Source organism: Flammeovirga pacifica, assembly GCF_000807855.2.
In the GTDB taxonomy this organism is placed as follows: domain Bacteria; phylum Bacteroidota; class Bacteroidia; order Cytophagales; family Flammeovirgaceae; genus Flammeovirga; species Flammeovirga pacifica.
Window position 1 is genome coordinate 726,405 of the sequence record NZ_JRYR02000002.1, and the last position, 26,681, is coordinate 753,085.

Genomic DNA, 26,681 nt, shown 5'->3' on the forward strand with positions numbered 1-26,681 from the left:
AGTTAGTTTTAGCTAAATTTAAATTGAGCTTTTAAAACCTTTATTCCCTTTCACTTTTAATGTTTTTGCTGATTTTTCATCTGCAACAATTCCTGTTTTTTCATCACCTTTATAGGTGTTATTAGAAATTTCAACATCTTCGCAATTTAATAGATCAAACATTGGTCTATCTGGGAAAATTGGTTTCATATCTTTTGTCTGTGTAATCACATTACCTTTGATCAAGAGTTTTACTGCTCTATCTGCTCTAACAATTCTTGAGTCAAAAGTATTGATGGTATTATTAATGAATTTGATACCATGGTCATACCCTTCTTCTACTGAATAATCTTTTCCTAATCTAGGAGTAATCCACATTACAGCATGTTCTTTTCCTGATGTAGCACAATTAGTAAATTCGTTATTTTGAATAACTACATCTTCTACCGCTCCTGATTCGTACCAATAAAACGATTCTCCTCTAAATAAAATAGAAGACATCATAGATGATAATTTGTTATTTTCAATCACTGTTTTTAATGGTGATTTTAAAACGATGTTTCTTGCTCTATGATTCTTGATCACACAACCTCTCATTGTAAAAACAGGATTGTATGTTTTATTTTCTAAAAGATCTTTAGGTGATAAATCTTTAGGTAACTCTTCTTCAAAAGTAATTTCTGAATAAGTTGAGTTAAGGTATTTCACTTCTTTAACTGTATTGATCTCTTTTCGAGCTGGTGATGGTGCTTTGATAAACCAAATCTCATCTCCTTTACCTGTAAACTCAAAACCTGTTTGTTGAAAATGTACAAGTTTAACTCTTACAGTATGAGCGTCAATCACTTGATCTACTTCTACATATGTACCATGAACGTTAGTACCATCATCTAACATATTTTCAAAACGACAATCTTCTACCAATACATCACCTTTTACATTACAAAAGTGAGTAGCATCTGCAGTTGCTGAAACAACTCTATCTGTTCCTTCTCTTAAGTAAACACCACTATTTTTTATGGTGATATTTTCTGATTTTTCAGCTAAATATCCCATACCTAAAGCATGATGAACTACTGTATTTGTAATGACAATATCTTTAGAACGAATAATGTGGAATGCTGGACCGTAACGGTTGTCTCCTTTTTGTCCTTTTGAGTGTAAGATAGAACCTACAGGTGCATAATATTTTGCTTTCTCATAAAAACGAAGATTACCATTAGGCAACACTTCAACTTTTGTAGGCTTTGAAGTTTGATCACATGCAGCGTGTGCTACTGCCTTTGTTTCCGCATTGAACGGTAATGTAGATCCCATATATTGGTATTCGAAACCATCAATAACAGGAAAACACAACTTACCTTTTTTCACTTTCCATGAAAAACCTTCTGTAAAAGGACGTAATTCTCTCCAACCTTCTTCTTTATTATTAGCAACTACTTCACCTTGAAATGAAAAAGGAATATCCCAATCAATAACAACTCCATCTACACTTACATTTTCACAGTTATCAAATTGAAATGGAATGATTTGACCATGAAAAATAAATTCAGAGTTATTTCCTTCGATAGTTACTTTTTTGAAACCATCCATATGGAATGCAATTCTTTTCAGACCGTTACCATGATTGGTAATTGCATTATAAGCTTCATAAGCAGAATTAGGTTTAAATAAATAAGACCCTTTATCAAAAACTAATTTAATTTCTTTGTCTTTTGCATTTTCTATAGCAGTTCTTATCTCAAGTGTTCTATCACCTTTTTTGGGGGAGAAACGAATTACTTCTTCTGCTTGAGTAGTCAATGTCATTAAGGTAATCCCTAATAACATAATGATAGATTTGAATTTTATTTTCATCATTCTAGTATTGATACCCCTTACTTTTTTAATAAGAAAGGGGTAAGTTATTTATTTTGTTTCTATTAAGTTGAATTCTCCTTTAAGTTTATCCTCAGAAATTGCTTTCACTTTAAAGCCTTTATCTAAAGAATTTACTCGAACAACAACAGTGGCTATACCAGCTTCTGCAACAATATCTTGATTATTCATAATTTGAATATCACCTTCCAATTCTACTTGAACTTTCTTATAGTACTTTTCGATAACTGTGCCCATTTCATCTACTATTTTTAAGTAAACAAAAACAATATCATTCTGACCTGAAGCTACAGCTACACCACTTTCATCCAAAGCAACTTGAATTCTTTTTGCTGTTTTTGGAGTCTTAATTTCTTCAACTACTTTTTCTTTACCATCAATCAAACCGATAGCTTTAATTGTACCCGCTTCAAATTCATTTAATTTAAAAGTGAATGGAGGGTGATTTAAATGTTCAGAAATTTCGTCTTGATCTGGCTTTCTTGTTTCTACTAGCTTATCGTTTACATAGATACTCACCTCTTCGCAGTTACTAAAAACTTTAAGATCTAAAGGAGAGTCTTCTTGCCAGTAGGTAGCCATTTTCACCATTGCAGGATAAGCCTTTGTAGGTGATCTTTGACTTTGATAGAAGTAATATCCAAATTTTGGTAACCTGTAAATATCCATCAAACCAGACGATTCGATATCGGGATGGTATCCTCTCGTATAATCATACATCACCCAGTAACTATCAGCAAAAGCAGAAGTAGTTTTATTATCATTGTGAGATTCTTGCAAGTTAAACGCTTGTTTTATAAGACGCTTTTCTCCAAATGCTCTCAATTGTCTACTACTTGTTTCTAAGCGTTGTTGCCTAGGCATTTTATCTTGGTTTAAACCAGCATTGTTAGAGTAATATTCCCAATCGCCATATTCAGAAACCAAATACGGTTTTTCTGTTATACCTGTATTATGATGTTTGATCTTATGTTGTCTAGCTTGTAAAAAGATATCCCAACCATCTTCCATCCAACCTGCTGTAAAGCATTGATCACCTGGATATTCTTCATGTGCCACTGCAGATAATTTCTCTCTAAACTCTAATGGCATTTGTGTTTCGTTTAAAGAAACTTCCCAAGCCATTACACAAGCATGATTTCTATCTCTTCTTACTAGGTCTCTTGATGCGTTAAACATTTGATTTCTAAATGCTTCTGTATCATCGTAAAACTGCCATCCTAAAATTGCATCTAATACAACTAAGCCTAAAGAATCACAAGCCTCCATAAATGCTGGAGAATGTGGGTAATGTGACAAGCGAACATAATCAAAGCCTGCTTTTTTGATTTTTATAGCATCACGTACTTGAGCATTATCAGACAACGCATAACCTACATAAGGGTATTCCTGATGTCTGTTTACTCCTCTTAAATACATTTGCTCTCCATTTAAATAGAATTTAGTCCCTTTAAATTCCATTCTACGGATACCAATTGTAGTCACTTCTTGATCAACTACAGTTTTACCCTGATAAACTTTCGTAATTAACTGATATAAATTAGGAGAATGAGTTGACCACAATTTAGGCTTTTTGACCTCTACAAATTGCTGAATACTTTTGTCTTGTCCGTTTTTAAATTGAACAACTTGACTTTTATTCTTAGCAACAGTCTTGTTTCCTAATTTTAATTCTTGAACTACAAATATGTCTTCAGTAGAATTCTTTTGATTACGTATATGCGTCTTCACTTCTACTCTTGCTTTCTTCGCTGTTGCTTCTGGGTATGTTACAAAGATGCCTCCACTAGCTACTTTATCTTCTAGAATAGCATTGGTAATATGAATTTGGTTTTTCTTAATCAACCAAGCATTTCTATACAGACCACCATACATATTAAAGTCTAATCTCTTTAACGGTTTAGGGCCGGTCACTAAATTATCTGTATTATCTAATCTAACAACAATTGTATTTTTCTCTCCTAACTTCGCTACTGCAGTAAAGTCTAAAATAACTGGTAGATAACCTCCTTGATGTTCTTTTAGTAATTGACCATTGACCCACACTTGAGAGTAGTTCATGGCTGCTTCTAATTCAATCAATAATTGTTTGTTAGCTTCTGATTTATCTAGAGTAAATTCCTTTCGGTACCAAGCTATTCCTTGCCATTGATCGTTTACTGGCAGTGCCTCAATATTGGTAGTATGAGGTAGAGAAACCTTAGTCCAATCCTTATCATTATAATTAGGTTTTATCACCTCATTTTGATTAATAACAACCGGTGATATTTCTTTTATAAACTTCCACCCTTGGTTGAAATTCTCCTTGTCTGCTGCTACAAGATGTAGTGGAGTTATCAGACAAATGAATAGGATAAAAAATAGAGTTTTAAGTTTATTATTCATTTTAATAATTCATTTAAATTTTTTGAAGCACACTTGGTACTTTTTTGATCCATTTCGATAGTACAAAAGTAGACCATTGCTGTTTTTTTTATGTCTGCTTAAGTCATATAGATGTATGTATCCATAAAGTATATCTAAAGAGACAAGTATAAACCTACGTTTTAAGTGAAATAGAGGTGTTTTTAAAGATTCCAATGTATCAATAAGTAAATTGATCATAATTGTAAATCACATTTCAATTATTTATATTTTTTGGGTAGAAAAAAGATGACCTTAAAAACTCAATCTTTTTAAGGTCATCTTTTTTTTATTTTTGAATTATAATTTTCTGTATTTGTATACTATGATCCGACATTAAACACTTTAAAATATAAACTCCATTTTGAAGATTAGAAACATTTATTGTTGGCTCTTTTAACTTAACTTTTTTAAGCGTAGATCCTGTTGTATTCATCAAAATAATTTCTTGAACCCCCTTACCTTCAATTGAGAATTCCCCATTGTTTGGATTAGGGTAAACTACTATCTTTTGCTGTAAAGGTTTAGGTATTTCATTCACATCATCTTTTCTATTTAAACTGATATTACCAATGTAAATATGGGCTCTATTTTTATTATTGAAAGGCATAAAAAAATCAAGATGAGCATTGGTAATATTTTCTTTAAATGTCACTTCAGAAGACAAGGTCACCCATTGTCCATTATCAATATCATTTAACACAAATGGAATTGATTTATATGGATTACTGATTTGTAAAAAGATTTTCTCTACCTCATTATCTGATGGTATAAATACTTCAATAGTTACTTGATAGTCTCCATTTTCTAAAAAAGGAATCAGTTCATTATCACTTCTGACTATAGTGGATTTTGTCTTTATTTTTAGTGTATCTGAATAAATTTGAATTTCTGCCTTACTGTAGAAACCAAATAGAGAGAAAAGGACCACTAAAATAGCTTTCAAATTCTTTATTAGTTTCATTTTATAGTTCGTTTTGTAATTCAATGTCTAAAAATTTAAATGTGCCTGATGGAATATCAACAAGGATACCTTCCTCGGTTAAAGGAATCGTTTTTCCTGATAAAATATCAGTTACTTTTTTGGGAGTTACAGACCCAAATTTCAAAATAGCTGTTTTATCACTAGGGTTAAGATAACCACCATCAATAAGAGTTACTCGAATATGCTTAGGAGCAGATTGAGCTGCTACCCATGCTACCTCTCCTTCAACAGTTAAAGGGATTAATCTAGATTTTTCTTCAATAAGATCTTTTATGTTGGTATAATAATCGGGAGCACTATAGGTAGTAGCACCATCGGCAGAAATAATTACTTCCCCATTTGAAATAAATTCTGTCATTATATTTTTATACATGGGATGTAAATGATCTACTAATGACCCTCTTGGTAATTTCTCAGGAACAAAATGATCATTCTGAGGAGGTGTTATTAATACTGTACCATTTTTGTAATTGGGCAAGAAGTTTAATCTTCTGTCTTTTACTCCTGCAGCAAAATTAGAAAAATCCCACTCATTGGTTGGTGCACCTGGCCATGAACCATTTAGTCTATCAAAAAGCATGTTACTTTCATCTCCTCTACCTTCATCAAACCATGTTAGCCATTTTACTTTATTTCCAGATTGGATATAATAATCTGTAGGATTAACAATACTTACATGAACTGGAGAAAAACTTACAATTTCCTCTCTTTTGGGAACATAAATCACTCCTTTTTCGACCATATCCCATAAGATACTAATGTACTCCTGATCTACTGCAAAATTATTAATATACCTTGCTCCACTAGAAATATTATACACCATTTGTCTTAAGAAATGATTGGGTAACATTTGATGTGAACGTTGTCTTAGTCTTAAATAACTTGGGTTATCTCGTGCACTTCTAGTTCCCCAATTATCAAATACTCCAGAAGCCCAAAGTCCTAATCTTGAAGCCACAGATAGTTCCATTGTTTTATCGGTAGTTTCTTCCATAGAAGGTACAAATACTGATTTATACTCTCCATTTAATACTTTTTTCCAAATATCTTTATGGATTACACCCGACCAAAATATATGTTTATTACGAAGTGAAATTGTTAAATTCTTATCCTTTCCATAATCAGCTAATGGGAAAAGTAAATCATTTAAAACAAAACTAAACTCATCACTTGTACTTTCTAATTCAGGATAGATAAAATTGATTTTCTTACCATTTGCTGCATCAATGATTTTTTTCTTAGTTTCTACACTATAATAATAAGGATCATTTCCATGACCACCCCAAGAATTAAGCCCTATACCTTCTTGATAATTAGGAACCAAAATATCCAAAACTTCTTGCTGAGTAAGACTATAGTTTTTACGACCATCACGTTTATTCTTATAAAAATCATTTTCCATTTCACTTCTATCCCAATTTTCTATTCTTGGCATATGAACGTTGGCAAAAAATTGTGTCCCATAATTATTAGCATTCATTTTTTCAAAATAAGGTTGTGTGATTTCATCCTTAGACTCTGATAAAAAGAAAACTTCTAATGGTGTTCTTTCATATTCTGGTTTCTGAAAAGCCTCTACTTGTGTCTTTATCTTTTGAGATGCACTTAATATCTTTTCCATATTACCTGGAGGGGTAAATTGCTCGAAATCTTCCACCCATTTATCATCTGATAAATCTATTACATGTATACATGTGCCACCACTTTGGGTACTAGCAAGAAGTAAAGTATTCTTTTGTTTATCTTGCCACATATCATTATATGCATATTTATTGGCTAAGATTTTATATTCACCATTACTCCAATAGTCTTTAGAGAATAAAAACAATCTAGAACCAAACATAGAAAGATAAGTTGATTTATTATTGTAAGTGATTAGATCTGGAGTCACTATACGATAACCAAAACGGTCTATTTCTCTACCGAAATCCGGGAAAAATATTTCACTATACGTTTCATTGTCAATATCGTAAACCATTAATTGAGAATCATTTATAGCAGTAGAAGTACCCATCATCACCTTAATACTACCCTCTACATTTACTATATTAAGACCACCTACAGGCTTTCTTAATTTAGGGTCAATAATTTGATATGGCTGTTCCTCAAAAGGATTAAATAAATACAAAGTACCATCAGCTGAATTACCATTATGGGCACCTTGTATTGCAAGCTTCTCGTTTCCATTCGCATCATAAAACTTACGAATGAAGTTATTCACGTGTTTTCTACCTTGTGGTATGTCACCACTACCCCATGCTTTTTCTACAGAATAAGAGGTATTCTTTATCTCTTTTACTAGTTCCCCATTTTTATCCAGATATAAAGTACTTAGTTCAAACCCTCCTACCACAACATAAGGTTCACGGTTGTTATGTACTACAGTTACTGAAAATAATGGAACCTCTGAGTGCTTGTATGTCCACAATAATTCTCCTGAAGAATCTACACAATATAAAGTTCCATCTGCATTAGCTACCAAGATTTCTTCATGACCATCTCCGGTTATATCTTCACACCAAACATCATGATTAACAAAACCTGAAAGCTCATTCTTCCATTTAATTTGGCCATTATAATCAATGCCCATCAACATGCCATTGTAGTCACTTGCTACTATATAAGATTGATCAACTACTTTTGCTACACGAACAAGAAGTATTGTTTTACCCGTTTCAATACTGTATAAATGTTGAAACTCTTGCTGAAAAACTGTATTGATCTGTAAAGCATCTTTAGAATTTCTTGGGTCGCTTTTTATAGACCAAGCTTCACTTTGATCGGACGTCCATTGAGACTCATTTTGATCAAATTGATATTCGAATGTCGATTGCGCATTTGTTGAATTGTAAAGTAAAGAACAACATATCCAAATAAGGATAAATTCAAATTGCTTCACTGGTTGAAAAGATAATATTGTAAAGTTTGTCTTCATATTCATAAAAAATAAATTCCATACATTTCATAAGCAAATTGCTATTTACACAGGGAAATGGTGTATTGGTAGGTTCTAATTCTGTCGTTCTATGTTTGGGTATAAATTTGAATAGACACAAAAAAAAGCATCCTATATATTAGGATGCTTTCATATTTATTTATCTTCCAATTTAGCTTGTTTTCCGTATTTCCCAGGAGGAATACCGTAGTATTCTTTAAACATTTTACTAAAGTGAGTTCTACTCTTGAAACCTGTTTTAAAGAAGACCTCAGACACAGATAACTTCTCTTTCACTAATAATTCTGCAGCCTTTTTAAGGCGATATTTCTTCAATAATTCATAAGGAGTATGATTTGTAATTGCTTTTACTTTTTGATAGAAGTGTGTTCTATTTAGATGCAATACATCAATGAAATCACTGATATCCAAATCTTCATTATCTAAGTTATCCTCCATCAATTCATAGAGTTTTTCCATAAAAACTCTATCTGTTTTATCTATAGATTTCTTCTCTACTTCCATAGGGAAATCGATACTAAAACGCTCTCTTAATTTTTGTCTATTCTTTAATAGCATTTGAGCAGTAGCTACTAAGTGTTTCAAATCAAAAGGTTTAGTAATATAGGCGTCCGCTCCGGTTTCTAATCCAAGCACTCTATCATCAATAGACGAACGAGAGGTCAATAGAATAATAGGTATATGACTCGTTCTTACATCATTTTTTAATTTATTTGCCAATTCTAACCCATTTACCTCAGGCATTAAAATATCACTTATAATGAGATCAGGCCACTCTTCTTCTATTTGATCAAGACATTTCTTTCCGTTCTCAAATTGTTTAACATTGAAATATTCTGACAATGAAGTCGTGATAAACTTTCTAAGGTCATCATTATCTTCCACAAAAAAGACATTCAAACTTTTTAAAGATTCATCCTTCATGTGGGCAGGAAGATCAATTCCTTCAGGAAGTACTTTTTGTTTGTCATCGTCTGTTTCATCAGACAGCAGCTCTTGATAACGGTTTTCATTAAACTCGTCTTTTAAACTGAACTTCACTGGTAAGATCACTTCAAAAATTGTATTTTGGTTAACAACACTTTCTACAGTTATTTTACCATAATGCAACTCAACAAGCTTTTTCGAAAAAGCTAAACCAATCCCTGAACCAATAGTGGTGGTATTGTAATTTTTTGATTGGAAATAACGATCAAATATGTTTGGAATATCATCTTCAGAAATACCTTTCCCAGAATCTTTTACTTGGAAAAATATTTTTTCATCTCTAATACCATATGAAAAAGTGATTTCATCACGTTCTTTTGTGAATTTAAAGGCATTATTCAATAGGTTGTTGATGATAATCTCAAGTTTATTTCTATCAGCTATTATAAATAACTGATTGGCTTCCCCTTCAAATTTTAGTTTCTTATTGGTCTGACTAGCCAATTGATCAAAATCTGTTTTTATTTCTGAGATCAATTCAACAAATTCAAAACTTTGCATATCAAGCTGTAACAAACTTTGTTCAGCTTTTTGAAAATCTTGTACTTGATTTACCAGTTGGAACATTTTTTTCGATTGACGATCAATAAGATTTAGATGTTCAAAAGCATCAATATTCTCTTTGAACATTCGAATTAATAATTGTAATGGTCCGGAAATCAAAGTTAAGGGCGTTCTAAATTCATGTGATATATTCATGAACATCTGAGTCCTTGTTTTATTTAATTCAACCACTCTATCACGTTCTAAATGTTCTAATTGCAAATCGTGCTTTAAGGTATTTAAACGAATTATAAAACGGTTGATAATTATGATTACTACTATAATCACAAATAAATAGAATATATATGCTCCAACCGTTTTCCATAATGGAGGGTGAATAATAATAGTCAATTCTTTTACTGGCGTCCATTCTTTTTTAGAATTGGAAGCTGCTGCTTGGAAAGTGTATTTTCCTGGAGGCAAACCATTGAATGATGCTTCTTTAGAATCAGAAGCTCTTACTACCCACTCTGTATCTTGTGGTAAAAGTCTATATTTAATAAGGTTATTCTTTGGATTCTTAAAATGAAGTGAAGTCAATTCGATTGAAAATACATTCTGTTCATAATCCAATTCAATTTGGTCTGTATGATTGAGTGTCTTTTGAAGTATGGTTTTACCGTTAACCTCTTCTGAGGGGTGAATTTCTTGATTGAATATCTTCAACTCACCAAATACAAAATCAGGTAAAGTGACCACTTCAGTAATTTCTTTAGGATCGAAAAAACACAAACCATTTAATCCACCAAATACTAATGTTCCATTATCAAGCTTTCCACTTGTTGAAATAAATGGAGCTGCTAGAACACCATCATCTTCAGAATAGTTTCTAAACTGATAAGTATCTAAATCAAATTGGTTTATTCCCTTATTTGTAGTAATCCATAAATTATTTTGTTCATCATATTGGATTGATTTTACCGAATTATTATCTAAACCATCCTCTTCAGAAAATGATTTAAAAGTACTGGCTAATTGAGAATTTTCGACTTTACAAATACCACCTGTTTCAGTACCCAGCCATAGATCTCCATTTGGTAACCTTACTATACTTGATACAAAATTACTAGGTAAGGAATAATTATTATTAACGTTATGTACGAAATGAGCAATTTTCATTTCGTTTAATTTTTTCTTTGGTGCGTTATCAATCCTAATCAATCCATCTTGTTTAGACCCCACCCAAATAAAATTATATTTGGGGTCTATATAAATTGACCTAAGTTCTTTAAAAGAATGTTTATTGTCTAGGGATTTTAAGAATTCCGCTTGTCTCACCTTACCATTATTTCCTATTCTTATTCGGTAAAGACCTTCATTAGCAGCTATCCAATGATACCCAAATTTATCTAAAGCCAAGGCTCTAATTTTCATCTTCCCAAGCTCAGGAAGATCTTTAAATAAAACTGGTTTAAAAGTGTTCCCTTCTTTTGATTGGTACTTATAATAGTTCTCTTTAGAATTGTACTTTACATAAGACCCGCCTTTTTTATCAACAAAGATCGAATACTGAATAATGTTTTTATAATTCTGAATAAATTGAGGGAGTTCACACATCTTCTCATTTTTAATGTCATAATTAATGATCCCTCTAAAATGAACGTTCAATAATACATGTGAGCTATCATATACATTAACATTTAAAATTTGATTTGATGAACTTATTTGTTGATCATGACTAATGAGACTGGCATTTTTAAATACTTGTTGATAATTTTTTAAATGAAATAGACCATCATCAAAAGAGCCTACCCAAGAACCACTTTTAGAATTTGGTAATAGGTAACTTACTCTACTTATATCAATTTTATTTGCAATAGAAATATCACTGTATTTTGTTTCATGACTTAATAGTTCATCAATATTTATTACATAAACACCTCTTTCTCTGTCTCCAATCCAAAGTTCAGAATCATTTCTAATATCTAAACATAAAAATTTACGATGAATAAAATACTTCCCTTTTAATTTATAGTCCTTCCCATTGGGTGTTTCAATTATAGTAATACCGTTATTTGTAAGACAAAATAATGTTCCCTGCTTATTGGCAGTGAAATCTAAAACTCTTAAGCCTATTTTACCGAAAACATTAATTAGTTCATTTGTCTTTACGTTAATTTTATATACCCCTTTATTACTTCCAACGAAAACTTCACTACCTACCTCACAGAGATGATGTATTCTTAAATTGGAAGTTGAGGGTAAATGAGATAATAATTCTCTTGTCTTTTCATCAAAAATATACACTCCATCATTTTGAGATAGACAGTAAACTCTATCATTTAAAATTAAGATTTGTATTATGATAGGTCCTGAAAAGAAATTTTTATCAATTTCATTCACAAAAAACTTTTCAATAGTCTCCTGTTCGTAATCAAATATATTTATTCCATTATCTGTGCCCACCCATATAGAATGATATTTATCTTGAGCTAAAGACCTCACTCGAGTACTTGTCAATAATTTTTCGTGCTTATTGTTACGATAATATTTAAAATCATAACCATCAAAGGTATTTAAACCATCGAATGTACCTACCCATATTTTCCCTAGATGATCTTCTAATATGGAAGTAACCCCATAATGAGACATTCCTTCCGCCATAGAAAAACTCTTGATATAATGATAATCCATCCCCTCTTTTTGTGCTTGGATTGGAATTGTAATCAGGAAGAAAAGTAAGTATAAGTAAATTGAAAAAATTCTATTCATTTCATTCATTAATATGCTTATTAAGCTTGTTTCTACAGAAATATTTAGAAGTATATCTATTACTAAAAGTGTAATAAATGTAGTTTACTGTGTCCCTCAATAAATAGAGAAACTAATTAAGTATAATTTATTTGTTTCGATGTTATACAAAAGTATGTGGGGTTCGAATTTATTATGTACTCAAAAGTATGAGAAATGTAGTTATAGGTAAATACAAATTGAATTCAGGGGTTAAAAAACATTGTTTTTTTAACAGTTTAAGTAAAATCTTAGTAAAACCGAGAAATACATAAACAAAAAAGGAGAGAACTTTACGTTCTCTCCTAATATAGATTTTTTGATAAAATTATTACCTATGGTCTTACTTCATAGTGTTCAATTTTCACATCATCCACAAAGAATTCTATAGGATCTGTATCTGAAACACCTGTTACATTATTTTTATTAATAAAGATTCCAAAACTAGGTTTATTAGGATCAGCATTAGTTACATCATCCGACATCTCAATGTCTGTATTGATTTGATACCATTGATCTCTTGGAACATTTTCCAAAGATATCTTGGTACTATTTAATTGAGGCGAAATAAAGATAATACTTAATCCTTCTTGGATAGTATTTGATGTAGGAACATAAATATAGAAACTAACTCTAATCTTATCTCCTTTATTTATTTTATCAGAGATTGGCTGTATAGTACCTACTGTTTGTACTCTATCTCTTTGGTCATGTAAAATATCTTTGTTTTCTGCATAAAATTTAATACTATAATTACCAGTATTAACATTTTCATCCGTTCTATTCCAAGTGGTCACTTGTTGTTGATTATACCAACCTTCTGCATACGGTAAATTTTGAGTTTTCTCAACTTCAAACCCAGTATATTCATCTTGTAAAATATTTCCTCTATTATAAGTTGTAGCTTCTTCAGCATTAAAATTAGCAAGTCTCGCTCCTTCTGCTGTTACAAGAGCAAAGTCTTCGGCTCCTTTGTATTCCACTGTGATCACATCAGAATTATAGATTTCTTCCGTTAAACGTAACTCTACAATCTTTCTATCTGATGAATTAATTACCACTGATGCAACATCAAAAGATGTAGCAGCTAAACCTGACTCTTGATTTTCTATCATTACTGTGAAGGCACTCTTAGCTACATCAGCATCAGCAATATCAGCTAATTCCTCTTCTACTGAGAATGAAATCACTTTTTCAGTAACTGTTTTTTCTACTGAAATCCCTCCCTCTTTAGAAATCTCTACAATATCAGTAGATACTTTCACAGTTAATGGAATATCAAATGTTTCTTCTGCATCTTCATAATCTACATGACCACTACGAGTTAGTTTTAACATTGCTCCAGTAAATTCACCATCTGTAGAATACTTAACTTGATATGATTCTTCAGAAGATGTTACTTCAGTTCCGTTATTTAAAGTCCATAATCTAGCGTTGGCTGCTCCATTAGAACGATCTACAAAAGTTAATTTATCTCCATTCTTAATTTCAATAGTTTGAGCAGAAGGAGTATTACCTGCGAATACTTCATAAACTGCTGCATCCATATCATCATTTTTGTAAACAGAAATACCTAATGCTAAATCAGGAGTTTCAATTACTTTTACAGTTAAAGGTAGTTGAATAGTTACTTCTGCATCCACATAATCTACATGATCCATTCTTTTTAATTCTAAAGAATGTGAAGTGAATTCACCAACAGTATTAAAGTTTACCTCAAAAGATGCTACATCTGAAGAAGATTCTTCACCATTATCAACAGACCAAGTTCTTTCTGATACTTCACCTGTAGACGTTTCTTTAAATGTTAGTTTATCACCTTTCTCAATCATAATTGATGCTGCTGTAGCTTCATCTGTATACTCATAAACAGGAGCGTCCATTTTATCATTTAAGTATACTTTTACGATTGGAGTAATTTCTGGTGAGGTAACTACCTTAATCGTTAAAGGAATAAGAACAGTTTCATCATCTTGCCCATCTCTTTTAAGCGTTAATGATTGGCTCTCAAATTCACCATCAGTTGCATAAACAACTGGGAATGTTTTATCGTTAGATGTTAAATCACTACCGTTATTAATGCTCCATGTGTAAGTTACAGTTTCATCATTTGATGTAACTTTATACGTCAACTTTTCCCCATTTTCAATAGTGAAAGTAGATGCTTTTCCATCTTCACCAGCAATAATTTCATAAATTGGTGTATCTAGATCATCACCTTTAAATACATGAATACCTGCTTTCAATTCTGGTATAATTACTTCAACATGCAAAGGAATTGTAATTTCCAATGAAGCATCTGGGTAGTCAGTGTCACTACGCATTAACTTTAACATACCTGCTTTAAATTCTCCTACTGTAGCATAAACTGCAGCTGCTTCTTCAACAGTGGCATCGTCTAAATCAACACCATTTAAGCTCCAAGTTCTTTCCGTCGGCATTCCTTCTTTTGAAAGGTCGATAAAAGTCAAAACCTCTCCTTTGTTAAGTTGGATAGAGGTCCATTTACTATCGTCCTCTTCAATCTCATCTTCTTCAGTAATAGTAAGAATCACCTCGTCTCCTTTCATTACTTTAAAAGCAGCCTTCATTTCAGGTACTGATACTTGAATATTTAAAGGGATTTCACTTGTAATACTTGCATCAGGAAAATCACTTCCTTCACGTACAAAAGTAACATCACCTGCTGTATGTGTTCCTTCTTCTGTATATACAACTATTACCTCTTTTTCAGTAGATGTTGTTGTTTCAGAACCATTAAAGTTCCATGTTCTTCCGGTTGGTTCTCCTACAGTAGTAACATCTTTAAATGTTAAAGAGTCACCATAAACTAGTTCTATTTTTTCCCAGTTGTCTTGATCTGAAGGATTTAAAATATCCTCTAAATTCATTTCTAAAATTCTCTCTCCATTATGATATACCTCATACACTGGAGTTAATTCAGGGATTTCATTCTCTACATTCTCTTGATCATCTTTAGTACAGCTTGCTAATGCAACTAAAAGACTTAAAAGGATAAGTAATGGTAATTTAAAAAGTTTCATACAGTCTTAAATTGATAGTTTACTACGTTCTTAAGGTAGTTTAATTATAAAATTTACTTAGCCAAAAGTGACATAAAAACACTTATTAATTGTATTTCCATGTATCTGTAGTGTCTCCAAGGATAAATTTTTACTGTAACATTGTAATTGAGTTGGTAATCACATTTAAAAATGTCGTAGATAAGCTTAAAACAAAAAAATCACTCTTTATTTTTACATAAAGAGTGATTTAAATAAGAGAATTTATTTGTACTAAGGTCTCACCTCATAATACTCAATACTAATATCATCTATAAAGAATTCTATCGCATCAGAAGTTTCACCTCCTTCAACAGAAGCTTTCACTAATGCAAAAGTAAATGTTGTACCTTTTGCTGCACTACCAAAATCAGATCCTATAACCATATCAACTGTTTGCTCTACCCATTGATCTTTTGTAATATCAGTAGAAATAGGCGTTAAGTTCATATTTGGATTCTGGAATTGAAGTGTCAAACCATCCGTCATAAGTGTAGCACTTGGAACATATAAATAATATTTCACTCTAACCTGATCTCCTTTTTTAAACGATGTTCCTAAAGGAAGATGAGAGTCTGTAGACTGAATTCTATCTCTACCAGCATTATTTAACTCTGCCTGATTTGCAGCAAAGAATCTAAGTGAATGAGTTCCTGTGTGAGCTTGAGTATCATTTCTTAACCAAGTAGTCACTTTCTGATTAAACCATCCATCGGCAAAAGGAGCTACTCTTTCATTGCCCACTTCAAAACCGGCTAAATCAGTATTAAATACGTTTTGTTTTCTGTATAATACTATATTTTCTTCTGCAAAGTTTTCTAAACTCACACCCGCTTCAGATTGGATTGCAGCATTGCTTTCTCCATTGTATGCTACAGTGATTTCATCAGAATTATAAAATTCTTCAGTCAATCTAATTTCTACTCTTTTTCTGTCTGTTTCATTCACTTTCACTTCTTCAATTTGGAATGAAGTTGATGCTAATCCAGACTCAGCATTACTTACCATTACGGTAAAGCTATTTTTTGCTAAAGTTTGATCTGTAATGTCTTGTAAGTTTTCAGAAACATATACTGCAATCACCTTATCATAAGTCCCAGATGTTTCTGTCAACTCATTGCGTTCTGCAATGATTTCACCCTCTTTAAAAGTTGGTCTACTTTCTAACTGCACTTTAACCTTTAAAGGGATCAACTTACTACTTTTACTTGCAGGAATAGAACCATCTTTATCTCTGTTGATGGTGAAAGATCCTACTGTAAAATACTCCTCTCCACTAGTTAACGTATTATATACTGCATAAGCAACTGAATCAGATGAAGAAGTTCCATCATCAAAAGCCCAATCTCTTTGAATAGTAGAATAATCAACTACTCCTTTAGTAGTCATATCCACCAATTTAAGTTGATCACCTTTTTCTACTTCAATTTCTTGCCATGTAGTTTGATCATCACTAGGAATGTCCTTTTCATTAATAGTTAATACTGCAACATCATTATGATATACTACATAACTTGCTTCTACATCTGCTGCCTGAGGCACTAAATACAATGGCAATCTTAAATTACTACTTTCTGCAATTACATCTGGCTTTAATCTTTCTGATAAAATCGCCCCTGCTGAAACTCTTTTAGTAGATACAAACTTTAATGTAACCTCTGAAGAAGTTTCTGCTTCTGTGTATGCTTCATCATAATAGAAATCTATGATTTGGGCGTTATCAGGGAATGTCCAAGTTCTAGTTTCTGGACGTCCAATTGTTGTCAAATCCTTATAAATAACTTCTTCACCAAGAGGAACATTTACCTCTTTCCAAGTTGAATTATCAGTGGCATCGTAAGGAATACCTACGGTATCATCCCCAATATAAAGAAGGTCTTGTGTGATTTTAGCAATTACATCACCTGCATTTTCAATTTGAACTACAGGTTGAAGTTCTGCGAAAACATCAACATAAAAAGTAGTATCAATTACCCACATTCCATCTTCTCTTAAATAAGATTCGATAGTATCAGCAGAATTATCACTTCCCAATCCTATATATTTTACTGGATGATAAAAGGCATTATTTAAACGTACACCTTGAGGACCACTTTCAGTAAATAAAACATTAATTGTAGTATTAGTAGTAGATCTATCTAATTCCGGAATGATATATTTTGTAAGGTCTTCTCCTCTTGGATATTCACTTTCTATAAAATAATTACCGCTATCCAACACCCATTCGTGAGAATACACACCTTGAGACAAATCCATAAAAGACATGGCTTCTCCAGTTCTTCTCATCAAATTATAATGGGCAAAACCTCCAGATTCTGTATACCAAGATACATCTGACCAAGCTGGTTTTTCTTCTATGTCATTACTACACCCTATTAAAACTAAGGCAGTAATAAACATTAATGATATTTTATTTATTAGTTTCATGTCTATTTTCCAAGATTAGGGTTAGAAATAATCTCCTCAAGTGGTAATGGAAGATAATCGTACAGTGCCGAATTATAGTTTAATGCTGCATCTTCACAATCAATGATTATCAAACTATTTATTTCGTTATTTGGATCGTACTTAAATAAATTTGATTTCCATCTTCTTTGTATTTTCCCTTGTGAATTTGTGAATTGGAATACATCTGCTACATAAGGATCATTAGCTATTCTATTAAAATTAGATGCTGCAATTCCCCATCTTCTTAAATCAATCCATCTAATTGCATGTCCTTCGATAGAAAGCTCTAATGGTTTTTCTACATACATCAATTGATTCCAAAGTTCTTCATTTGTGTATTTTTTTTCATCATAATCATGTGATGAATCTCCATTAGATGTACCTAATAATCTTAAGCCCCATCTTTGTCTGATTTCATTAAATAATTCAATCGCTTTAGCGTTATTACCCATTGCTAAATAACACTCTGCTAAATTTATATACGCTTCTGACAATCTATTCACACAAACATTTTTACCAGAATAAAATGACCCTTTTGGTAAATTATTTTCTGTTGTTACAATATCATGATTTGTGTATTTTTTATAATAAGCAAATTCGTATTTAGAAAATGACAGTGCTTCTGGTATTAACTCGTTCTTATAATAATTTGAGTAAATATCGTTTACAATTGTAATCATGGCAGAAGATCTCAAAGAAACTGTTTTTTCTTCTAATACCTCATTACCATCATTATCGATTACAACAGTGAAATTTCTTAAGTCTTTCGTGTCTTTTACTTCTGTTTTATACTTGTAGGTTAACCAAGCTGTAGGAGTTAAAGATCTTTGGCCACCTTGAGATGATGGAGCTGTATAACGTGCATAACGATTACTTGGAGATTGCTCATCCCATCTATCTAATTCAGGTCTTAAATGATCATCATAAACAATTTCAAATATTGATTCTTTGTTAAATTGACCATCTCTAGTAAAGAATTTAGTTACATCCGATTCAAGCTCATATGGATACTCACCAGAAAAAATTAATTCTTCATAATATTTTCTAGCCATATCATAATCTGGCTCAAATTCATCACCGTCAACTCTTGCTGGAGATTCTAATAAATAGAAATTACCTAAGAACATTGTTGCAATACCTTTATTCATTCTACCTGCATTCATTTCTCTTTGAGAATCAGAATCATTATTTGCAGTCAAATTCTCATATGCATAGGTAAAATCTTTTAAGATAAAATCTCGAACTTCACCTTTAGAAGAAACAGGAATATTAAAGTCTTCTAATGTTACAGGTACCTTATCTCTAATTATAACTCTACCGTTATTAAAAGACTGATACAAATAAAAATGGAATATCCCTCTAAGTAAACGTACTTGCGCCATTTGTGACACCCATTGTGGGTTTTCCTCTTCAGAAGCTAACGGACCTGTTAGGCCTTCAATTAATTGATTACATCTGAAAATACCAATGTATAAAGCACTCCACTTTTTATTTAATTCAGGTTGTGAATTTGTAAAAGTTTTAAAGTACCAAGGTTCTGCTTGTTTATATACTTGAGGTCTACCTTGTGAAAATGATGGGTAACCTTCATCTGACCTCCAAGCTTCTTCTAAAACATTTAGATTGTAATGATTTAAAAGTGAAGAATAGGCAGCAGTTAATACTTTCTCAGATTCTGACAGATTCTGGAAATAATCCTCTACAGGTTTTGCATTGGGGTTTGTTTCATGTAGTGTACTATCACAACCAATGATTAGGAAGGAAAGAACCATCCCGACAACTACCTTTTTTAAATTATTTATTGTTATAATATTCATTTCAGTGTTGTTTAGATATTCAACTTAAAGCCCATTAAATACAAGGCAGATATTGGATAATTTCCTTTATCTAAACCTCTTGAAGAAACTCCATTACCCGCTGCTTCTGGATCATAACCAGAGTAATTAGTAAATGTGAGTGGGTTTTGAGCTGATACAAAAAATCTACAATTGTTGATATTGACTTTTTGAAGAACAGATTTTGGTAACGAATAGCCAAGCTGAATATTTTTAAGTCTTATATAGCTACCATCTTCTAACCACAGATCAGTATATCCTCTGAAATTATCATGTTCTTTAGTAGTACCTCTATATGCAGGTATATTAGAAGTTGTATGTGCTCTATTCCAAGTATTCACTTGATCTATATGTCTACCTTCAGAATAAGCCATAGCTTTAGAACCATTCATAACTTCATGACCTATAGCAGCATACCAATGCATCATAAAATCAAAGTTTTTCCATCCAAGACTGAAAACAATACCAGCTTCAAAATCTGAAAAACCTGAACCCATATATACTCTATCCTGATCTGTTATGACACCATCATTATCTGTGTCCATATAAATTAAATCGCCAATTCTAGCATCGGGTTTAATTTTTTGATACTCTCTTAATTGTTCATCAGATTGAACTACACCATCAGTTTTATACAAGAAGAAAGCACCTGCCTCATAACCTTCAGCAAAAACAGTCACTTTTGAAGTTGATGCAGCACCTGAGATTAAACCGTTATCTGTTGTATAGATAAATTCATCAGTATTCATACTAGTAATCTCATTGATGTTTTTGGTGAAAGTACCCGTAGCACTCCAGTTAAAGTCTCCTTTTCTTCCTTTAAGAGTACCTGCTAATTCAATACCTTTATTGACCATATTACCAATATTCATAGTCAATTTAGAATCAGCACCTGTTCCAGCTCCTCCAGAAGTTGGTAATTGAACTGGGAATAACATATCAGATTTCTCTGTATGGTATAGATCTGCATTCAATATAAATTTGTTTCCCAAAAAGGCTAAATCAATACCGACGTTATTTTGTATAGATGTTTCCCATTGTACATTTCCGTTAGCAAAACTCTGTTGAGCAGCACCATAATATAAAGTTGGGAATCCTCCTGATCCAAAAGGATAATCCATTCCGTTTTGTATTGTTGCTTTATCAGTATAAGGCAGGAAACTTTGACCTCCCACTTGACCATGAGAAGCTCTGATCTTAAATCCGTTATTTACTTTAGATATCGATTCCCAGAATGCTTCTTCTGAAACGTTCCAAGCTACAGACGCTGAAGGAAAGAATTTCCATTTTTTACCACTAGCAAACTTTGAATTACCATTATAATTACCACTTACAGATACCATATATCTACTCTTATAATCATAAGATAATCTACCTAATGTACCGATTATATTATATGTATAATTATAGCCAGAAGTTGCCGCAGCAGCTAGAGTTGCTCCATTAAGAACTCTTATAGAATTATCAATAATACCTGTTCTAAGAGCTCTGAAACTTTCTCTTGAATGAGATTCATTGGAAACACCTAGAATAGCTGAGATTTTATGATTACCAAACTTTTTGACATATGAAAGTCTTGCATCAGCTGATATACTTGTTCTTCTACTCGACTCGTTACTTACAAAAGAAAGAGAAGGATCAGATTGAAGTATACCATTCTCGTCATAGTTTTCGATAAATGGTTTAAACTGTACTCTAAATTCATTTATTGTAGTTAAACCCACATTTGATTGGATTTTTAACCCATCAATAATTTCATATGCTAAACTTAAATTACCTTGTGCTTTTTCTCTATTGGTAACATCTTCTTGTCTCATTGCTTCCAATACATTATTGGTTGTATTCCAATTACCGTCATCAACAACTACATCAGAAGTTAAATCCAATACAGGTTTGTAAGGTGCATATCTAATAGTTTGCGTTAAAAGGTTATTAGATGTTCTTGCTAATTCTTCAGAAGTAATACCAATAGAAGAGCTAATATGCCATTTATCCTTTTTGTAATTCATACCTCCACGTCCATTAAAACGTGTAAATCCAGAATTAATTAATGCTCCTTGATCATCATAAAAACCTGCCGTTAGGTTATAAGTTAAACCTTTTGATCCACCGTTTACACCAAGGTTATAACTCTGAGTAGGTTGATTATTTAAAATAACTACATCAGCTAAGTCTGTGTCGTTTCCGAAAAAACTAGGATTTCTAGGAATTGGTAAGTTAGTGGAGTTATCCCAATCATTAGCACCACGATTCCTTTCTTTCACCATATCGAAATAAACTTGTTGCTGAGTATTCATCAAGTCGATATTTGACACAATATTTTTTACACCAAAAGACCCATCAAGACTAACACTAAGTTTACCTTCATTACCTTTTTTGGTGGTTATTAAAATTACTCCATTTGCTCCTCTAGTACCATAAATTGCACAAGAAGCCAAATCTTTTAAAATATCCATCGAAGCAATCTCTGAAGAGGCTAAACGTGGATTTTCATTTTGAGGAATTCCATCTACTACATACAAAGGTTCTGTTGCTCCTGCCATATCAGAAACAGTACTCACACCTCTAATCTGTATTACAGCATCTGCACCAGGAGATCCTGATGTGGTTACATTCACACCAGCTACTTGCCCTTGTAATGCCGTACCAACGTCATTGGTTACAAAATTTTCTAAAGCTTCACTAGTTACATGAGAAACGGCTCCGGATACTTCTTTTTTCTTTTGTTCTCCATAACCAATAGCAACTACTTCATCTAGTAATTTTACATCACCTTTAAGCGCCACATCAATGATTGTTTGAGTTGTAATTTTTATTACTTTAGTTTCCATTCCTATAAAACTAAACTCAAGACTTTCACCTGCTTCAGTCAATATTTCATATTTACCGTCAAAGTTAGTAACGGTTCCTTGTGTTGTACCTAGTATTCTAATATTTACTCCAGGTAAACTTAGTTGATCATCCTGACTTGTTACTGTTCCTTTAATTTTAAGAGTTTGTGCTTTAATATCAATAGAAAGAAATAGTATTAGCGAAAATAGGAAAATTGAAAAAACGGGATTTATCAATTTTCTGAAAACAGTATTGTTCTGTTCCATATTCATTGTATTGTAATTGTTGATTTAATTCATTTCAAAAAATTCTGATCTCAATAGTTTTATTGATGTCTAATCATGTCTTAAAGAGTTTTAATAATTCCATTTGTTGAACTTTTTCAAGATTGTAAAATGATTCACTTTTTTAATTATCCGGTGCACCTCAGAAATCATAAAAAGGAGTTAAATGATATTACAAAAGTAGTTGCAGGATGTTCTAATAATGTACTTCACAATCTGAAGTATGTGGTTTAGGATAATTAAATAGGTTTTTTTGAGATGAAATCACTGTTTAATAAAAAAATAGTATAAGATGTTTATAGAAGTTAAAAATAAATTATTGACATAAATCAAACCAAAAAAGTATTGATAGTTTCATTTTATATCTGAAAAAGCACACCTTAAACTAGAATTCAAATGATATTACAATTGTATTTATGGTGTATGTCTACCCTTAAATTTACAAAAATAAAGAATCTAAACTTACAGCTTCAAATAATGAATTAAACCATACATATGTATTAGAATAATTTAGAAGATTTACAGTAGATAAAATATTTAAATGTTAAGAAATGAAATGTACAAATAATCTTTCCACTCACTTAGTTTTAATTATCCTTCTTTTCATTATTCCATTTAGTGTAATGGCTCAAGAAGACAAAAGACCAAACGTTCTTTTTATTGCTATAGATGATATCAATGATTGGATTGGTCCTTTAGGAGGACATCCTCAAGCAATTACTCCTAATATTGATAAGTTTTGTAATGAAGGTGCTGTGATTTTTAATAATGCAGTATGCGCTGCCCCTATTTGTGGTCCGTCTAGATCAGCAAACTTATCTGGATTTATGCCGAATAGAACAGGTGTTTATGGGAATGCAACGAATATGATCTACACCGATCTTGTGAAGGAAAATGCTACTTTACCAGAATATTTTTCTAAAAATGGCTATCACACTCTTTCTAATGGTAAGATTTTCCATAAACATGCCACTGAAAATGGAGTTGATTTTGGACATTGGGCGTTTGATGAACACGCTAGAGCTAGAAGATATGTGAAAGACTCACCCAACCAAAAGAAACTATACAGTGCTAAAGGCGGAGTAATAGATGGAGTAAAAGACGAGGCCTATAAAAGTAAAGCTAAACTAAGTTGGGGTCCTACTAAAAAAGACTTTAATGAAACGGTTGATTATAAAGTAGCCCAATGGACGAAAGAACAATTACAAAAAGAGTTTGATCAACCTTTCTTTATGGCGGTCGGGTTAATTAAACCTCATTTACCATGGTTTGTGCCTCAGGAATTTTTTGATAAATATGATTTAGATACAATTCAAACTCCTGAAGTAAAGGAAGATGATTTAATGGATATTACTAAAAAAGACGGAACACCTTTATTTCATCCTACTAAAGAATATCAATGGATTAAAAAACATGGTTTAGAAAAAGAAGCCACCAGAGCTTATTTAGCCAATTTAACATATGCTGATGCATGCTTGGGAATTATATTTGATGCTTTAGAAAAAAGTGGGCATGCTGACAATACCATTATTGTTATTTGGGGTGACCATGGTTGGCATTTAGGTGAGAAACAACGCTACCTTAAAAGTACATTATGGTCTGAAGTAACTAAAACACCTTTTATAGTACGCACACCTCAACAAAAAGAAATGCTTTATTGCTCAAGAACTGTCAGTTTAATTGATATGTACCCCACCTTAAATGCCTTATGTGGATTACCTCAGAAAAAGGAAATTGATGGTCATGATTTTTCTAGTTTATTAGAGAACCCTTCCAACAATTGGGAATACCCTGGAGTAACTGTTTCTGTTGATGGTACATCTGTTATGACTGAAGAGTGGCATTACATACATTACCTCTCTGGAGTAAGTGAGTTATATGATATACAAAAAGATCCCATGGAATGGCACAATTTAATTGAAGAGCCTCAATATGAAAAAATAGTAAAATCTTTACACCAATGGGTGCCTAAGCAAAGAACCAAAGCGCAAAGGATACACTATAAAAAACCAAAAAATTATGTAGATGCTCCATCAGATCCGACAATTAAAGCTAATAGAGATATAAATAAATTGAAGTAATGATAAGTATCTGATATTTTGGGATACACATTACTAACCAATAGATACTATTACTTCATTTTTTAGTTGTCAATAATAACTTAGGACTACATAATTCATACCTACAACCAATAAAGTAATGTGTAGAAATGGGAACTTTGATACCATCAAACGGAAATGAAATTTTTTAAAATGAAAAAAGGAATATTATTAATTCTACTTGGTGTTGTCTTTAATACAGCAACATTTGCCCAAACAGAGCAACCAAATGTATTATTCATTATGGTGGATGATATGAATGATTGGGTTAACGCTTTCGGAGGACATCCACAAGCGATCACACCAAATATTGATCAAGTAGCAAAAGAAGGTGTGATGTTCAAAAATGCGTATTGTTCTGCACCATTATGTAATCCTTCAAGAACAAGTTTATTAACTGGATTACGTCCTTCGACTACAGGTGTCTATGGGAATTCGGAACATTTTAGAGATAAAGAAGAATTTAAAAATGTTGTAACACTTCCACAACATTTTTCAGCTAATGGATATCAAACTGTTGCTTCTGGAAAAATCTTTCATAGTCCTAGAGGTACTAAACCTACACCAAAACCAGGTAGTGACCCTGGCTCATTTCAAGTAGAAAAGTATTCTAAATTGGGGACGAAATTTCCAGACCCTTCTTTAAGAAGACAACACGGAATCAACTTCAATCAAAAAGGAATCAAAGCAAATTTCAAAAAGGCATTCGATTGGTACCCGATTGAAGATGAGTTAGAAGAAACAAATGACTGGCAAAATGCAGAATACTGTGCTAAATTCTTAAAAGAAGAGCATGATAAACCATTCTTTTTAGCTTGTGGTATCTTTAGACCTCATTTACCTTGGTATGCTCCTAAAAAGTATTTTGACATGTATGATGTTGAAAATATTCAACTTCCTAAAGTTTTAGAAAACGATTTAGAAGATACAGGTAATTTTGGTAAAAAAATGGGTACAAATCTTCATAAAGAATTGGTTGAAAAAGGACTTTGGAAAGAAGCTGTTGCTGCCTATTTAGCCAATCTTACTTTTGCTGATGAATGTGTGGGAGAAGTATTAAATGCATTGTACGATTCTAAATACAAGAAAAATACAATTATTGTAATCATGGGTGACCATGGTTGGCATTTGGGAGAAAAAGACTTTTGGGGTAAAAACACATTATGGGAAAGATCAGCAAAAACTCCATTAATCATTTTAGATCCTAGACAAAAAGGTGGTAAAGTAGTCAATGAGGTGGTGTCATTATTGGATGTTTACCCTACTCTTACTGAAATGTGTGATTTACCATCAAATGCTAGTAATGAAGGAGAAAGTATTGCTGCTCTTCTTAAAAAGCCTACTAAAAAGATGAATAAAGCTGTTATAACTTCTAAAGATAAGGGCATGCATTCTATCCGATCGAATCAATTTAGATATACCATTTATAAAGATGGTTTTGAAGAACTTTATGATCATGATAATGATCCTAACGAATGGACTAATGTTGCTAAAAAAGGTCAATACAAAAATGCTTTGGAAGAAATGAGAAATCTTTTAAAAAATAAGATCGAAAGGAACAATTAGATAAAAAGTTATGTTATATGAGAGTGGCTTATCTAAAATAGAGAAGTCACTCTCTTAGCATACATATTCTAAAAATTATATTTCACCCTCACAC

The 26,681-nt window shown here is 32.1% G+C and carries 11 protein-coding genes; 2 read left to right on the top strand and 9 right to left on the bottom strand.

From position 1 onward, the window contains the following. Window positions 1–18: 18 nt before the first annotated feature. The 9 genes from NH26_RS21995 to NH26_RS22035 all read right to left on the bottom strand — a co-directional run bounded on the left by NH26_RS21995 (window position 19) and on the right by NH26_RS22035 (window position 22,904). On the bottom strand, window positions 19–1,836 hold the full coding sequence (locus tag NH26_RS21995; protein WP_052431904.1) for a right-handed parallel beta-helix repeat-containing protein: 1,818 nt from the start codon (window positions 1,834–1,836) through the stop codon (window positions 19–21). Between the two features lie 51 nt (window positions 1,837–1,887). Further along, window positions 1,888–4,242, bottom strand: coding sequence for a glycoside hydrolase family 2 protein (locus NH26_RS22000; RefSeq protein ID WP_044220809.1), 2,355 nt, complete (start codon window positions 4,240–4,242; stop codon window positions 1,888–1,890). A gap of 307 nt (window positions 4,243–4,549) precedes the next feature. Next, on the bottom strand, window positions 4,550–5,224 hold the full coding sequence (locus NH26_RS22005; RefSeq protein ID WP_044220807.1) for a T9SS type A sorting domain-containing protein: 675 nt from the start codon (window positions 5,222–5,224) through the stop codon (window positions 4,550–4,552). A 1-nt stretch (window position 5,225) separates the two neighbouring features. Next, window positions 5,226–8,180, bottom strand: a complete 2,955-nt coding sequence (locus NH26_RS22010; protein WP_139263234.1) for a PQQ-binding-like beta-propeller repeat protein — start codon at window positions 8,178–8,180, stop codon at window positions 5,226–5,228. 156 nt (window positions 8,181–8,336) lie between these two features. Further along, complete coding sequence (locus NH26_RS22015; protein WP_158022006.1) at window positions 8,337–12,443, bottom strand: hybrid sensor histidine kinase/response regulator transcription factor; 4,107 nt, start codon at window positions 12,441–12,443, stop codon at window positions 8,337–8,339. A 353-nt stretch (window positions 12,444–12,796) separates the two neighbouring features. Continuing rightward, on the bottom strand, window positions 12,797–15,505 hold the full coding sequence (locus tag NH26_RS22020) for a hypothetical protein (RefSeq protein WP_044220802.1): 2,709 nt from the start codon (window positions 15,503–15,505) through the stop codon (window positions 12,797–12,799). A 252-nt stretch (window positions 15,506–15,757) separates the two neighbouring features. Continuing rightward, complete coding sequence (locus NH26_RS22025) at window positions 15,758–17,950, bottom strand: hypothetical protein (RefSeq protein WP_044220800.1); 2,193 nt, start codon at window positions 17,948–17,950, stop codon at window positions 15,758–15,760. A gap of 2 nt (window positions 17,951–17,952) precedes the next feature. After that, window positions 17,953–19,788, bottom strand: coding sequence for a RagB/SusD family nutrient uptake outer membrane protein (locus NH26_RS22030; protein WP_084812325.1), 1,836 nt, complete (start codon window positions 19,786–19,788; stop codon window positions 17,953–17,955). Window positions 19,789–19,799: 11 nt separating this feature from the next. After that, window positions 19,800–22,904 carry a SusC/RagA family TonB-linked outer membrane protein gene (locus NH26_RS22035; RefSeq protein WP_044221131.1) on the bottom strand — a complete coding sequence of 1,035 codons (3,105 nt, stop codon included), beginning with the start codon at window positions 22,902–22,904 and terminating at the stop codon, window positions 19,800–19,802. A gap of 569 nt (window positions 22,905–23,473) precedes the next feature. Between NH26_RS22035 and NH26_RS22040 the strand changes: the two genes are divergently transcribed. After that, window positions 23,474–25,003, top strand: coding sequence for a sulfatase (locus NH26_RS22040; RefSeq protein ID WP_084812326.1), 1,530 nt, complete (start codon window positions 23,474–23,476; stop codon window positions 25,001–25,003). Window positions 25,004–25,174: 171 nt separating this feature from the next. Next, window positions 25,175–26,587 carry a sulfatase gene (locus tag NH26_RS22045; protein WP_044221124.1) on the top strand — a complete coding sequence of 471 codons (1,413 nt, stop codon included), beginning with the start codon at window positions 25,175–25,177 and terminating at the stop codon, window positions 26,585–26,587. Window positions 26,588–26,681: the final 94 nt, after the last annotated feature.